The organism is Mesorhizobium qingshengii (assembly GCF_900103325.1).
Lineage (GTDB): Bacteria > Pseudomonadota > Alphaproteobacteria > Rhizobiales > Rhizobiaceae > Mesorhizobium > Mesorhizobium qingshengii.
In genome coordinates this window covers 365,901-380,748 of sequence record NZ_FMXM01000005.1, presented here as the reverse complement: position 1 = coordinate 380,748, position 14,848 = coordinate 365,901, and the positions used below count along the sequence as shown (strand labels likewise).

Sequence of the window (14,848 nt, the reverse complement as noted above, 5' to 3'; positions counted from 1 at the left end):
GGCAGACTGTCGTCCCGCCCGCATGAAAAATCCATCGCAAAAACGACCGGATCGGTGGCTGGGCAGCACCAAACCCGAACGTCAGATGATCACGCAAGCCACGCATCGACAGTGGCGGCCGCCGATGATTGCTCAAATGCAGCCGCGTCGTGAAAGGACCCGATAACCATTTCGCGATCTTTCCCTGTCTCGCGCCGGCCTGCCGGCTGTCGATTTCCGGACCTGTTAACATTTGCGGGCCAATGGTCCCCACAGCAGGAATCCGTTGGCGAGAGGGCCGCCCCCGAAAATGTCGCAGCAGCCAGTGCATAGCGTTTCGCGCAAGCTCATACTGCTGATCAAGAGCGGCTACTGGCTGGCGCTGCTGATCATTGCCGCCATGGTGATGGCCTCCTTCATCCTTCTGCAGCAGATGATGGCCGCCCAGCAACGCAATGAGACGTTGCAAAATATCGTCAGCACGCAAAAGGCGCTGTCGCAGCGCATCGTCTTCCTTGCCGGCGCGACGGGCGCCGCATCGCCCGACAAGCAGCCGGCGCTGGTTGCCGCGCTCAAGCAGGCTACCGCCGAATTCGAGACGAGTTACGATCTCCTGCTCGACCAGACCGGCGCCGATCCGATGTCGCAGGCACGGTTCGATCCCAAGTCGATCGAAAATGTGCTTTTCGCCAAGCCGTTCCACCTCGATTACTTCTCGGTCGGGCTGATTGCCAATGGCAAACGCTTGATCTCATCGGTCGAATCGAAGCTGGCAAACAGCGGCGAGGGCTACAAGGGCGGCGCCGAGCGCGTCAATCTCGACGCCTCCGTCGCCAATGCCACGCTGTCGGGCTATGCGGCACTTGGCCAACGCATCAGCGCCTATGCCGATGCGCGCTCGGAACAGCTGCTCGACCTCCACCGCACCCTGTTCTTCGCCACCATCGGCGTCATCGTGCTGGTTGCGCTGTTCATCTTCCGGCCGATGTCCAAGGCCATCCTGCGCAAGACGCATGAACTTGTCGACGCGCGCAACTCGATGGCCTTCATTGCCGTGCATGACGGGCTGACCGGGCTGCACAACCGCACCTTCCTCACGGATCATTTCGACACGCTGATCAAGGGCGCGCATCGCCGGCGCGAGCGGCTGGCGGTGATCCAGCTCGACCTCGACCGCTTCAAGCAGATCAACGACACGCTGGGCCATGCCGCCGGCGACTATGTGCTGGTCGTCACGGCACAGCGCATGCGCGATTCCTGCCGGGCGTCGGACCTCTGCGCGCGCCTTGGAGGCGACGAATTCGTGATGATCCTGAACGGCGCCGGCGGCACCGAAGACATCAACATGCTGGCCAGACGAATCCTGGAGCAGATCAACGAGCCGATCATCTTCCAGGGCACGACCATCCTGCCTGGGGCCAGCGCCGGCATCGCCGTCTATCCGATCGACGCGGACAATGCGCAGGATCTGCTGGTTCATGCCGATCTTGCGCTCTATTCCGCCAAGAAGATGGGTGGCGGCAACTTCTCGTTCTTCTCCGAGGAGCTGCGCCGCGAACTGGACTATCGCAAGCAACTCGAGCACGACATCAAGGTCGCTATCTCCGAGCGGGCGTTCCAGGTCTATTTCCAGCCGCAGGTTTCGCTGACAGATGGAACAATCAGCGGCATCGAGGCGCTGGTGCGCTGGAACCATGCCGAGCGCGGCATGATCGCACCGGGCGAGTTCATTCCGGTCGCTGAGAAATGCGGCTTCATGCCTGAGATAGGCCGCATCGTCATCAGCAAGGCGATCAACGAAGCCGCCGAATGGAACCGCGCAGGCATTGCCTTCGGGCGGCTTGCCGTCAATGTTTCGGGCACCGAGCTGCGCGAGCACGATTTCGATGCATTTCTGTTCGAAACGTTGGAAAAGGCCGGCCTGCCGCCACAGAAACTGTCGCTGGAGATCGTCGAATCCGTCATTCTCGACGACGAGAAGACAGGCATCGCGGCAAAGCTGCGCCACATCAGGGCCGCCGGCGTCCATCTGGAACTCGATGATTTCGGCACCGGCTATGCATCGCTCAGCCACGTCAACCCGAACGAGATCGACCGGCTGAAGATCGATCGCCGCTTCGTCCAGAACATCCATGAGAATGGCGACAACTCGAAGATCGTGCGCGCCATCACCGAACTTGCGCGCGGCCTCGGCATCTCGATCGTTGCCGAGGGCGCCGAAACCGAGGCCGAACTCGATTCGCTGATGGCGATCGGGTGCGACCAGGTGCAGGGCTATTCCATCGCCTTCCCGATGCCGCAGGACAAGGCGCTGGAATGGCTGACAGCCCGCATGCCGAAGAAGGCCAAGCTGACAGTGCTGCAAGGAAGCCTGGCGTAGGGACTGCCTAATGCCTCGCGCTTGAACGGATTCGTGCGGCGCGCTTCCTGCATGTCGTTGTCCAAATTCGGCCTATGCTTCGACATTGGCCCGCAATGCCGCCAACACGTGCGCAAACTCCACCAGCCTGTCGTCGGACAATCCCTTACGCAATCGCTTGTCGAAGACAAGCGCGGCCTTGCGCAATGTCTCGAACATCGCGTCTCCGGCTTCAGTCAGTTCAACCAGGTGAACCCGGCGATTGACAGGATCGCGGCGGCGCGTCAGCAGGCCCTGTGCCTCCATCGCGTTGAGATGGTGGGTCAGCGTCGCCCCCTGGATGCCGATCATGCCGGCAAGCTCGCGCTGGTTGGCTAGCGTGCTCGACTTGACCGACAGCAAAGTGAGCCAGACCGGCAATGTACCGCCAGCCTCGACCAGGGCGGCGTCGAAGGCCTGGGCAACCAGCTTGGCGGTGCGGCCGAGATTCATGCCGACTGGCGGGCGGTCAAAGGGCGTCATTGTCAGACACTAGACGGTGTTCCCAGCGGATGGAACTGGCTCCGGTTTATACATTGACATCTAATCATTTGATATCTAACTATCGCGCATGGCGGGCGAAAGAGGAATCCGGTCATGCAATATGTCTACATCGTCGTCATCGCTCTTCATGTCATGGCAGGCGTATTCTGGGCAGGCACCACGATCACGCTGGCGCGCGATCCCGATATCCGGGCCGAGCGCTTCATCCACCCGCAGATGGGCGCGGCCGGCATGGTTTTCCTGACCGGAGCGCTGCTATGGTATTTCTTCCACGGCGGCTATTTCGGTTCGACGGAAATGGTGTTGGCGCTTGGCATTCTGGCCGCCTTCGCCGCCGCCGGCGTACTCGGCGCGATGGTCAGGGTGCCCAGTAGGCGACTTGCCGGCGCGAATGCGCAAACCGAAACGCAGCTGCGCGCCAGAATGGCAATTGGCGAACGCATTGCCGCATGGCTGCTGGTCGTCACGGTGCTGTGCATGGCCACCGCCAGGATGTTCTGAGGCGCACCACGCGAACCAACCTCACAGAATCGTGCGTCGTCTGGCAACGAGCCAACGACGTGCGGGCGCGCGGTCAGGCCACCGTACACGGGCTCTCGTACGCAAGTTCGACCGCGCGCCACCAATTCTCGCGACGAGGGATCAGATCCGCAAGCCGAACCTGATGCCGTCATAGATGGCGGCATGGATGTTACGCGAGGCGACCGCGTCGCCGATCCTGAACAGCATGAAGCCGCCTTGCGGGTTGCGCGCCGGAAAAATATCGCCGCCGCTCACCAGACGCTCGTAGTCGACCGCGCCGCCATTCTTCGACAGCGGCTTAAGCGCCAGATAGAGCTCGTCGAGCGGCGCCGTGCCGTGCTCGACCACCACCTGGTCGACCCGCCGCTCGCCGCGCCAGCCGTCGGCGAAATCCGAAGCCAGTTCGGCGATCAGCTGATTGCCCTCGCGCCGCACCGAGCGCAGCCGCGTGTTGATGGTTATGGTGACGCCCTTTTCCTGGAAGGCGCGCATGTAGGGCACGTGGTTCATGCCGCCCATTTCGGGAGCGAAGAAGCGCTCCGGCGAAACGAGTTCGAGCTTCGAGCCGGCATTGGCGATCAATTCGGCCGCGCCCATGCCCTGATGGCCGCCGTTGTCGTCATAGAGCAGCACGTTCTCGGCCGGTTTGACGCTGCCGGCCATGATGTCCCAGCTCGAGGTGACAAGGTTGTCGCCAGCCGTCAATGGCGGGTTCTGCGGCAGGCCACCGGTTGCGACCACCACCACGTCTGGCGCCAGCGCCAGAACATCGTCCTTCTCCGCCCAGGTATCATAGCGGATCTCGACGCCGAGCCGGTCGAGTTCGGCCAGCCGCCAGTCGATGATGCCGATCAATTCCTTGCGGCGCGGGTTCTGCGTCGCCAACCGCACCTGCCCGCCCGCCTGTGACGATGCTTCCAGGATCGTGACGTGATGGCCTCTCTCGGCTGCGACACGCGCCGCCTCCAGCCCGCCGGCGCCGGCACCGACGACGATGACCTTTCTTCTCGGCCCCTCGGTCTTGACGATGATGTGTGGAATCTCGGCCTCGCGGCCAGTCGCCGCATTGTGGATGCACAGCGCTTCGCCGCCCTCATAGATGCGGTCGAGACAATAGGTGGCGCCGACACAAGGGCGGATCTCGTGCTCGCGGCCTTCCATGACTTTGCGGATGATGTGCGGATCGGCGATGTGGGCGCGGGTCATGCCGACCATGTCGAGTTTGCCGGTGGCGATGGCATGGCGCGCGGTGGCGACATCGGAAATCCGTGCCGCATGGAAGGTCGGGAACTTTGTCGCCGCCCTCACCTCGCCGGCGAAATCGAGATGTGGCGAAGAGCGCATGCCGGCCACCGGGATGACCTTGGTCAGCGCCGCGTCGCTCTCGATCGAGCCACGGATGATGTTGAGGAAATCGACCTTGCCGGAGTTGGCGAGCCGCTTGGCGATCTCGACGCCCTCTTCCTTCGACAGGCCCTTCTCGAAATCCTCGTCGGCGACCATCCGGATGCCGACGACGAATTTGTCGCCGACCGCCGCCCGCACGGCATCGAGCACCATGTTGGTGAAACGCAGACGGTTATCGAGCGAGCCGCCGAACTCATCATCGCGATGGTTGGTTGCCGGCGACCAGAAGCCATCGATCAGATGGCCGTAGGCCTCGAACTCGATGCCGTCGAGGCCGGCGGCATGGCAGCGCTGGGCAGCCGAAGCGTAGTCGGCGACGATGCGCTCGATGTCCCAGTCCTCGATGGTCTTGGGAAAGGCGCGATGCGCCGGCTCGCGCACCGGCGAAGCCGAGAGCACCGGCAGCCAGTCGGCCTTGTTCCAGCCGGTGCGGCGGCCGAGATGGGTGATCTGGATCATCACCTTGCAGTCATGTTCATGACAGGCCTCAGTGAGCTCGGTGAGCCACGGCACGATCCTGTCGTCATAGACATGCAGATTGCCGAAGGCGGCCGGACTGTCGCGCGAGACGATCGCCGAGCCGGCGGTCATGGTCAGCGCCATGCCGCCCTTGGCCTTTTCGGCATGGTAGAGGCGGTAGCGCTCCTTCGGCATGCCGTCTTCCGAATAGGCTGGCTCGTGGCTGGTCGACATCACCCGGTTCTTCAGCGTCAGATGCTTGAGCTGGTAGGGCTGGAGAAGCGGATCGTTGGAGGTCATCGTCTTCCTGCTGTTTCAAATTGTGCTGGAGCGGCATGCGCTGCTCCATTTTCTATTTAAGCACCGGATATATCCGAAAACCGCTGCACACTTTTCGGTCCGATGCTAATGAGCCGCAAAACCAAACAAGGCCACCGCCCATGACCATCACCAAAGACCTTACCCAGCTCGGCGCACACGTCGAGACGCCACAGAGCCCCGATCAGGCGGTCCTGGAGACCGTTCCGTTTTCGCGCGGCGACGGTCCGCCGGCCATCGTGCGCTTCACCTGCCCGGAATTCACTTCGCTCTGCCCGGTCACCGGCCAGCCGGATTTCGCCCATATCGTCATCGACTACGCGCCCGATGCGGCTCTGGTGGAATCGAAGTCGCTGAAACTGTTCATGACCTCGTTTCGCAACCATGGCGCCTTCCACGAGGAGTGCACGGTGATGATCGGGCGCCGCATCGTGGCGGCCACCAAGCCGCTGTGGCTGCGCGTCGGCGGCTACTGGTTTCCGCGCGGCGGCATTCCGATCGATGTGTTCTGGCAGACCGGCGCGCCGCCCGAAGGCGCTTGGCTGCCGGACACCGGCGTCGCGCCCTATCGCGGGCGCGGCTGAGCGGCGGTTTCTGAGAGCGACATTCGGCATCAGTTGAGCGGCAGCCGGCGGTAGCGGCCAGGATTGTTGGGATCGCTGAAATGCCCCATCGGCCCGTGCTCGGCGAAGTGACCGGCCCAGCGTTTCATCGCAGCCGGATCGAGTTCGACGCCCAGTCCATGGCCTTCCGGCACGCGCACCATATTGTCGGTCTGCCGGAACGGACCATCCTTGATGACGTCGCCGACCTGCCAGGCAAACAGCGATTGCGATGCTTCGGTGATCCAGGGCGTCGCCGCCACGACATGCAGGTAGGCCGAAGTCATGATGCCGAGATCGTTCGAATAACACCAGAACCCCTTGCCCATCGCCTCGCAGGCGGCGACGAATTTCAGCGTTCTCGACAAGCCGCCGAGCGCCGCGAAATTGCAGACGAAGTAGTCCGGGGCGCCGAGCGCGACAGCGCGCCTGAGGTCCGGAATGTGGGTTGAGAACGGGATGCGCGAGTGCTGGCGCAGCGCCGCCATCTCCTCGAAGGTGGCGACCGGATCCTCATAATTGCGAATGTTGAACGGCTCGATCTCGCGCAGCACCCAGCGCGCCGTGGTCAGCGACCATTGCATGTTGGAATCGAGCTTGATCTGCGCCTTTTCGCCGAGCGCCTCGCGCAGCATGCGCACCGTCCTGATCTCCAACTGCGGATCGCCCATGATCAGCTTGCCCTCGAAAATGGTCGAGCCGTGCTCCTCGCGCATCCTCAGGCAATAGTCGACGATCGCTTCCGGAGTCATCTCGCCGCCTGCCCCATCCTGCTCGGGGCGAAAGGCGAAATATTCCGAAAACGGAATATCCTTGCGCACCGCGCCGCCAAGCAGCTTGTGGAGCGGCATGCCGAAGACCTTGCCCCTGATGTCCCACAGGGCCAGTTCCACGGAGCCGAAAGCGACGGAGGCAGCGTTTTCCCCTGTGTTGGCGGTGATCTGCCAAGGCGGCACGCAGCGTGCCTCGCAGTCGGCTATGTCGAGCGGATCGGCGCCGATCAGCGCCGGCGCGATTTCGGCCTTTATCACCTCGCCGAAATGCCACCATGGCGCCTCGCCCAGCCCGACCACGCCCTGATCGGTCTCAACCTCGATGATCGATTTCGAAGCGCCACCATACAGACCAGCCGTCCACCAGAACGGCGCGTCGAGAGGCACGTTGACGTGGGTGACGCGAATATTGGTGATTTTCATTCGCTGCCTATTCGCACTGATATTGGCTGAGCGCCCATTCGCCGGTCACCGACAGCAGGTCCGATATCTTCCAATCGCCGTCGACCTTCTTGAACTTCCACTCAAGGCGGTGCGGGTTGCCGGCGACGACGAAGGCGACGATGACCTTGGCCTGGTCGCCATTGATCGCCTCGAGCGTCTTCAGGCTCTTGTCGATCTCGGCCTTGTCGTAGTCCGCATTGTCCAGCGCCATGTTGGGATCGAGGCACTCGCCCTGCCCGGATTTGCGCAAGGCATCGCTCTTGTCGAGAACGGTTTTCGCCGGATCTACGAAATGATTGCGCTGCGCCGGATCGATCTCCAGGCCGACCTGATCGTAAAATGGCCGCACCACCGCCGTCGGAGATCCCGGCTCGATAGGCGCGGGCGGCTCGCTGGGCGGCCATGCAACCGGCGGCGTTGCCGGTTCGGCCGCACCGCCGGGTGCATTTGCGGGCGGCGCTCCGCTGTCGACCGGCGCGGTGTGGGCGGGGGCGTTTGCAGGCGGCGCGCCAAACAGCCCCTGGGCTGCGGCGGCGCTCAAACCCGCCGCCAGCAGGCACATGGCCGATAGTGCCAGGAGCGGGCGACGAACCATCGCATCACTCCGGTGTCTGGCCGGCCATGCATTCCAGCGCGCTGAGCTTCCAGGCGCTGGTCTTCGAGGCGATGTCCGATATCTTCCACTTGCCGTCGATCTTCTTGAGCGACCAGACCATCTCACGTTTGGAGTCATCGCCTTCCGAGAAAAGGCTGAAGGACGCTGTAACCTCGGCGTTGTCACCATCTCGCTTCTCGGACAATTTCAGGGTTTTCGATACAGATTTCTGATCGAAATCCTGTGCGTCGAGACCCGGATCGAAATCGATGCAGGCGACCTCGTCCGGGTGCTTTTTCGTTGCCTGGTCGTTCAGGTCGAACAGTTTCGTCACCGGCTCGGTGAACCGATCCCGGTATTGTTCGTCGGCCTCGAACTTGACGGCCGGCACATAGAAGAACTTCACGGCGTCGGACGCCGGTCCGGCGAAGGCGGCCGCGGGCAAGGCTATCGAAAGGGCGGCAGAGAGCGCTGTCAGTCTCATGCAGAATCTCCGGCTTTTGATGGCTTGAGGCTATCAATACCACGCGTCCTGCATATCGGCTTTTTTGCGGCTCATGAAGTCCTGCAGCGCCCTGTTTCAACCCTCCAGCCAGACGTTCTGGAGATCCATCTCGAAGGTCTGGTGGACACCGTAGTTCTTCACCTTCTTGTTCATGTGGCTGTAGAGCTTCTGCCAGAACGGTTGGATGATGACGCCAGAATCCTGCAGGATCTGCTCGACGTCCTTCATCACCTCCTTGCGCTTGGCGACGTCGATCAGCGAAAGCGCCTGCTTGAGCTTGGCGTCGAAATCCGGATTCGAATAGGCCGTTTCGTTCCACGCCTCGCCAGTACGATAGCCCAGCGCCAAGACCTGGACGCCAAGCGGGCGCATGTACCAGATCGTCATGGAATAGGGATATTTCGTCCAGTCGTTCCAGAAGGTCGAGCCCGGCAGCACGGTGCGCTTCACCTTGATCCCGGCATCACGCTACTGGCCGGCAATCGCGTCGCCGGTGTTCTTTTGCCAATCGTCCTCGACGGTGATCAGTTCATGCTCGAAGTCGGCCTGTCCGGCATCGGCCATCAACTTCTTGGCGCCAGCCGCATCGCGTGTCTTCTTGGGCAGGGGGTAGTACTCCGGATGGATCGGGCTGACGTGGTGGTTTTCGCCAGCGGTCCCCCGCCCGGCATAGCCGAGTTCGAGCACGGCATTGTTGTCGACGGCCATCTGGAGCGCGTTGCGGACGCGCTGGTCATCATAAGGCTTGTGCGTGATGTTGGTGCGGGCAACGAGCGTCGTCGCTGTCGCGACCTCCGATTTTACCAAGCCCATCTTGTCGAGGATGTCGATGAAGTCGGCGGGGGTTTCAAAATTGACGTCGATTTCGCCGGAATCGAATGCATTGATCGAGGCATTGAAGTCGGTCCCGTAGTCGATGAACTCGACACTGTCGAGCGGCGCCTCACCGCCCCACCACTTGCCATTCTCGCGGCGCTTGACGACTGCTTTCTGGCCGACTGCATAGGACACCAGTTCGAATGGTCCGGTACCAATCGGCTTTTTGATAGGATCTGCACCGTCAGCATCGAATTTGCGGTGGACGACGAGCGCCGGATAGTCGGTGAAGTTCGGGATCAGCGAGATATCCGGTTCGTTCAGCTTCAGCTTGACCGTATTGTCATCGACCTTGGTGATGGCACCGTCCCTGGCCGTGCCCGTCTTTGCGTCGATCAGCGCACCAACGCGCGCGGCCATGGAATTGCCGGCGGCAGCCTTTTCGCACCAGCGCGTCAGATTGTAGACCACGTCATCGGCATTGAAGGCGTCGCCGTTGTTCCAGGTGACGCCCTTGCGCACATGCAGCACGTATTCGGTGGCGTCGTCATTGACGACCCAGCTCTCAAGCAGAACCGGCTCGAATGTGAATTGTCTGGTATAACGGACAAGCGGTTCGAGCCAGCTGCGGGTGATGTTTGCCATCTCCACCCAGTCGTAGGTGCGCGGATCCTTTTGCCCCTTCACCGACATCGACACGCGCAGCGTTCCGCCCTTCTTCGGCTCTTCGGCCAAGGCCCGATCCGGCGCGGCAAGACCGATCATGCCGTAGGCCAGAGCCGTGGATGCGCCGAAGGCGCTGGCCAGCGCCAGAAACTCCCGGCGATCCATCCGGCCCGCGCGCGTTTCTGCCGCCATGGCCTCGATGGAACTCGGCACGCGATCACGGTTGCTTCTGAAGAATGACATCTTTTCCTCCCTTTTGTTCCCGTCAGCTGTCCGTGCGACGCATCAACTGACGCTGTCCGGCAGCCTCTCCTCGCGCGACGCGATGAAATCCCTCAGACCATCGGCGATGCCCTCATCGAGCTTCGGTTCCTCATAATCCGCGAGCATGTTGCGCGCTTTCTCGCGGCCGCGCGTGTCGTGGTCCTTTGCGCCCTCAGCCTTCCACTGTTCGAACGAGTTGAAGTCCATGATGCTGGGCATGAAGAAGGCCGACTCGAAATGTTCGAGCGTGTGCTGGGTGCCGAGGAAATGGCCCTGAGGCCCCACCTCGCGGATCGCCGCCATGGCCTCCTTGAAATCGTCGAATGGCAGCCCGCCCGCATATTTGTACCAGCCAACAAGCTGTTCGCAGTCGGTCGCGAATTTCGAATAGCCGCAGGTCAGGCCGGCCTCGAGCCACCCGGCGGAGTGCCAGATATAGTTGGCGCCGGACAGGATGGCGGCATGCATCAGCATGTTCGACTCGTAGCCCGCCTGGGCGTCGTTCAACTTCGACCCGACATGGAATCCCGAGGTGCGCCACGGCAACCTGTATTTCCGCGCCAGTGCCCCCATCAGATACATCATCTGGGCCGCCTCCGGGGTGCCGCCCATGGGAGCGCCGGTCTTCATGTCCACCGTAACCATGAACTGTCCGTAGAGCTGCGGCGAACCCGGACGCAGCAGCTGTGTAAACGCGACGCCCGCCAGCGCTTCGGCATTGACCTGCGCGACCGCACCCACGGCGGAGGCCGAAGTCGAGGCGCCGCACAGCGCGAAGGGCGCGAGGATGAGCGGCTGGTTGTGGCGCGCATAGACCTTCATCGCATCCAGCATGGTGGCATCCCACACCAGCGGCGAATTGCAGTTGGTGATCGACACCAGCACCGGATTGTCGCGGACATAGTCCTCGCCGAACACGATGCCTGCCATGGCCATCGTGTCTTCGGCTCGTTCCTTGGACGTCACGATGCCCATGAACGGCTTGTCCGAGTGCTTCAACGCTGAATGGATGATGTGGAGGTGACGCTTTGGCACCGCGATTTCCATCGGCTCGCAGATGACCGAGCTTGAGGAGTGCAGCGCCGGCGCCATGTAGGAAAGCTTGTGGAAGTTCTGCAGGTCGGCGAGCGTGCCATAGCGCCTGTTGTTGTCGAGATCGCGCACGTAAGGCGCGCCGTACATCGGCACGAAGATCGAGTTGTTTCCGCCCACGCGCACCGAACGCTGGGGATTCCTCGCATTGAGCGTAAACTCCGACGGGACCTTCGATACCAGCTCCATCAGGAGGGCACGGTCGATCCGGACTCTTGTGTCCGAGACATCGGCTCCCGCCGCCTTCCACAGTGCAATGGCCTCGTCGTCGCGGAACTCGCATCCAACCTCTTCGAGGATCGAAAGCGATTCCTGGTGGATCAGTTCCACCGCCTCATCCGGGACCATCTCATACACCGGAATTTTACGGACCAGGGTCGGGAAAGACGCCATGGGAATTCCCCGCAGCACCTTGCGCCCCACGCGGCCACCCGCTCGACGGTTGGCAGGTTCGGTCACTTCAACGGCCGGTGCGTTCATGGAAACTCCATCCTCCCAGAGCCCGTCAATTTAGCGAGACAAAATGCAGCTGTGACGCTGGAAAATCCTGATCTCTTGTATAAGCTGAGCTTATGCGAAGCCTGCGCCACCTCTTACCCTCGGCTGGCAGCCTGATCGTCTTCGAGGCCGCTGGGCGGCTGTCGAGTTTCACCGCCGCCGGGCGGGAGCTCGGCATGACGCAGGCCGCCGTTTCCTATGCCGTGCGCGGATTGGAAGAACAGCTCGGAGCCAAGCTTTTCCAGCGTCGCCACCGCCAGGTCATCCTGACCGAGGCCGGCGAGCGCTTCCATGCCGACGTCTCGCTCGGCCTTTCGCATATCCGCAAGTCGGCGGAGGACCTGCGCCTGCAGGCGACCGGCGGCCACGTGACGCTTGCTGCCTCGACCGCCTTCGGCTCCTTCTGGATGATGCCGCGCCTGCAGCAGTTCCGCGACGAACTGCCGGGTATCGACTTGCGCATCCAGACCGCCGATCGCGACCTCGACATCATCGCGGAAGGTATCCCGCTCGCCGTGCGCGGCGGAGAGCCCCGAGACTGGGCGGACTATCATTCATTGCCGCTGGCCGACGAGGAAATCTTCCCGGTCGCCGGTGCAAGCTATCTGGCGAAGTTTGGCATGCCGGAAACCGTCGAACATCTGGCCACGCACCGTCTCATCCATCTGGAAGAGCCGTACCGCGAAGCGGCCAGTTGGGACGAATGGTTCGAATCGGCCGGCGGCACCCTCAGCGATGTCGCGCGAGGCCTGCGCATCAACGACTATGGCCTGGTGATCCAGGCGGTCATGGAAGGGCAAGGCATAGCGCTCGGCTGGCGGCATCTTGCCGAGCGGCTGCTGGCATCGGGGCTGCTGGTGCGGGTCACCAGTCACACAATGACGACCGGCAAGGCCTTTTACGTCGTATGGCCGAAGAACCGTGAACTCAGCGACAATGCCCGCAAGGTGCGGGACTGGCTGGTCGCACAGGCCTGAGGTGGTTCAAGATAGCCGCTCAGAAATTGGGATCGCGGCGATCCTTCCCGCTCCTCTCTGTCCTGCAGTCATCTCCCGTGGCCCGCCTGCATCGAAGCTTCCGCACCAGCCACGAATCCGCCTATAGTGGCGCCATGCCCATTCGCCAGCTTTCCGAAACGATGATCAACCAGATCGCCGCCGGCGAAGTGATCGAGCGTCCGGCAAGCGTGGTCAAGGAACTGGTCGAGAACGCACTCGACGCCGGCGCAAGCCGGGTGGAGATCGTCACCGCCGGCGGCGGACTGAACCTGATCCGCGTCACCGACGACGGCTCCGGCATCGCCGAACAGGAGTTGGCGCTGGCGATTGCCCGTCACTGCACGTCCAAGCTCACCGAGAACATTCACGACATCCGCTCGCTCGGCTTCCGCGGCGAAGCGCTGCCGTCGATCGGCTCGGTGTCGCGGCTGTCGATCCGTTCGCGCACTGCTTCGGGCGACAGTGCCGCCGAGATCGGCATCGAGGGTGGTCGCGTTTCGGCCGTCAGGCCGGCGGCGGCCAATCGCGGCACCACGGTCGAGGTGCGCGACCTGTTCTTCGCCACGCCCGCCCGGCTCAAATTCATGAAGGGCGAGCGCGCCGAAAGCTCGGCTACCAGCGACGTGGTCAAGCGCATCGCCATCGCATTCCCCGCCGTGCGGTTCACGCTGGCAGGTTCGGATCGCTCGACACTGGAATTGCCGGCGACCGACGGCAGTCCAGAAGGCAGTTTGCGCCGCGTCGCCCAAGTGATGGGCGCCGATTTTCCGAGCAATTCGATTGCCATCGACGCGATGCGCGAAGGCGTGCATCTGACAGGGCATGTCTCGATCCCGTCCTTCACCCGCGCCAACGCGCTGCAGCAATATGCCTATGTCAATGGCCGGCCGGTGCGCGACAAGCTGATCGCCGGCGCCATTCGCGGCGCCTTCGCCGACGTGCTGCCGCGCGACCGCCATGCGGTGACGGTGCTGTTCCTGACGCTCGATCCGGCCATCGTCGACGTCAATGTCCATCCGGCCAAGGCCGATGTGCGTTTTCGCGATCCCGGACTGGTGCGCGGGCTGATCGTCGGTTCGATCCGCCAGGCGCTGGCCGATGCCGGCATCCGCGCCGCCACCACAGGTGCTGCCGGCATGATGTCGGCATTCCGGCCCGGTGCGGCATCCTACAGCCACGGTGGCCCGGCAAACGGCCATCGCAGCTATGAAGCAGCCTACCATGCCTCCGGCTCGGCCGGTTTCGATGCTGCCCGATCGCCGCAAAGGCCGCTCGACATGGGTTTCGAGGGTGCTGGTTTCGAGCATCGCGGATTGCGTGAAAACGATCAGGCGGCGTTCGATGCCGGCCCGCTTGCCAGCGCCGATGCGCGCGCCGGACAGAGCGAAGCGGCCGAGACATTGCTTGGCGCGGTGCTCGGAGCGGCCCGTGCCCAGGTGCATGAGAATTACATCGTTGCCCAGACCAGGGATTCACTCATCATCGTCGACCAGCATGCGGCGCATGAGCGGCTGGTTTACGAAGCGCTGAAGAACGCGCTGCATTCGCGGCCGGTCCCCTCGCAGATGCTGCTCCTGCCTGAGATCATCGACCTGCCGGAAGAGGATGCCGAGCGGCTAGCAGTGCATTCGGAAACACTGGCCCGCTTCGGCCTCGGCATCGAGCGCTTCGGCCCAGGCGCCGTCGCGGTGCGCGAGACGCCATCCATGCTCGGCGAGACCAATGTGCAGCAATTGGTGCGCGACCTCGCCGACGAGATCGCCGACAACGACACGGTCGACACGCTGAAGGAACGGCTCGACAAGATCGCCGCCACCATGGCCTGCCACGGTTCGGTCCGCTCCGGCCGGCTGCTCAAGGCCGAGGAGATGAACGCGCTGCTGCGCCAGATGGAAGCGACGCCCGGTTCCGGCACCTGCAACCATGGCCGCCCTACTTATATCGAGCTCAAGCTCGCCGATATCGAGCGGCTGTTCGGACGGCGGTGAGCATTCTGTCCGACGGCAAG

Annotated in this window: 11 protein-coding genes and 1 pseudogene; 5 read left to right on the top strand and 7 right to left on the bottom strand. The window is 62.8% G+C overall.

Annotated features, from left to right (window positions below):
* Positions 1 to 289 precede the first annotated feature (289 nt).
* On the top strand, positions 290 to 2,359 hold the full coding sequence (locus tag BLS48_RS10900; protein WP_091577466.1) for a putative bifunctional diguanylate cyclase/phosphodiesterase: 2,070 nt from the start codon (positions 290 to 292) through the stop codon (positions 2,357 to 2,359).
* A 72-nt stretch (positions 2,360 to 2,431) separates the two neighbouring features.
* On the opposite strand, the gene BLS48_RS10895 is transcribed toward BLS48_RS10900, so the two are convergent.
* Positions 2,432 to 2,860, bottom strand: a complete 429-nt coding sequence (locus BLS48_RS10895; protein ID WP_091577465.1) for a MarR family winged helix-turn-helix transcriptional regulator — start codon at positions 2,858 to 2,860, stop codon at positions 2,432 to 2,434.
* Between the two features lie 114 nt (positions 2,861 to 2,974).
* Here BLS48_RS10895 and BLS48_RS10890 point away from each other — a divergent pair, with 114 nt between their 5' ends.
* On the top strand, positions 2,975 to 3,382 hold the full coding sequence (locus tag BLS48_RS10890; protein ID WP_091577463.1) for a hypothetical protein: 408 nt from the start codon (positions 2,975 to 2,977) through the stop codon (positions 3,380 to 3,382).
* A 141-nt stretch (positions 3,383 to 3,523) separates the two neighbouring features.
* Here BLS48_RS10890 and BLS48_RS10885 read toward each other — a convergent pair whose 3' ends face one another.
* A complete protein-coding gene (locus BLS48_RS10885; protein ID WP_091577462.1) occupies positions 3,524 to 5,569 on the bottom strand; it encodes an oxidoreductase in 2,046 nt (681 codons plus the stop codon).
* Between the two features lie 140 nt (positions 5,570 to 5,709).
* Here BLS48_RS10885 and queF point away from each other — a divergent pair, with 140 nt between their 5' ends.
* On the top strand, positions 5,710 to 6,171 hold the full coding sequence (gene queF, locus BLS48_RS10880) for a preQ(1) synthase (protein ID WP_091577460.1): 462 nt from the start codon (positions 5,710 to 5,712) through the stop codon (positions 6,169 to 6,171).
* 29 nt (positions 6,172 to 6,200) lie between these two features.
* Here the strand turns inward: queF and BLS48_RS10875 are convergent, their stop codons facing one another.
* From BLS48_RS10875 to BLS48_RS10855, 5 genes and pseudogenes are all read right to left on the bottom strand, one after another.
* Positions 6,201 to 7,385 carry a mandelate racemase/muconate lactonizing enzyme family protein gene (locus tag BLS48_RS10875; RefSeq protein WP_091577458.1) on the bottom strand — a complete coding sequence of 395 codons (1,185 nt, stop codon included), beginning with the start codon at positions 7,383 to 7,385 and terminating at the stop codon, positions 6,201 to 6,203.
* Positions 7,386 to 7,392: 7 nt separating this feature from the next.
* Positions 7,393 to 8,001, bottom strand: a complete 609-nt coding sequence (locus tag BLS48_RS10870) for a hypothetical protein (protein ID WP_091577457.1) — start codon at positions 7,999 to 8,001, stop codon at positions 7,393 to 7,395.
* Positions 8,002 to 8,005: 4 nt separating this feature from the next.
* Positions 8,006 to 8,485 (bottom strand): DUF3828 domain-containing protein, encoded by a 480-nt coding sequence (locus tag BLS48_RS10865; protein WP_091577455.1) that lies wholly within the window; start codon positions 8,483 to 8,485, stop codon positions 8,006 to 8,008.
* A 96-nt stretch (positions 8,486 to 8,581) separates the two neighbouring features.
* Positions 8,582 to 10,231 (bottom strand): annotated as a pseudogene (locus tag BLS48_RS10860) (ABC transporter substrate-binding protein).
* 42 nt (positions 10,232 to 10,273) lie between these two features.
* Positions 10,274 to 11,824: a trimethylamine methyltransferase family protein gene (locus tag BLS48_RS10855; protein WP_091577454.1), complete on the bottom strand. Its 1,551-nt coding sequence runs from the start codon at positions 11,822 to 11,824 to the stop codon at positions 10,274 to 10,276.
* A 92-nt stretch (positions 11,825 to 11,916) separates the two neighbouring features.
* Here BLS48_RS10855 and BLS48_RS10850 point away from each other — a divergent pair, with 92 nt between their 5' ends.
* Positions 11,917 to 12,819, top strand: coding sequence for a LysR substrate-binding domain-containing protein (locus BLS48_RS10850; protein ID WP_091577452.1), 903 nt, complete (start codon positions 11,917 to 11,919; stop codon positions 12,817 to 12,819).
* Between the two features lie 134 nt (positions 12,820 to 12,953).
* The gene (gene mutL / locus BLS48_RS10845) at positions 12,954 to 14,828 is read left to right on the top strand and encodes a DNA mismatch repair endonuclease MutL (protein ID WP_091577613.1); all 1,875 of its coding nucleotides are present in this window, start codon (positions 12,954 to 12,956) and stop codon (positions 14,826 to 14,828) included.
* Positions 14,829 to 14,848 lie beyond the last annotated feature (20 nt).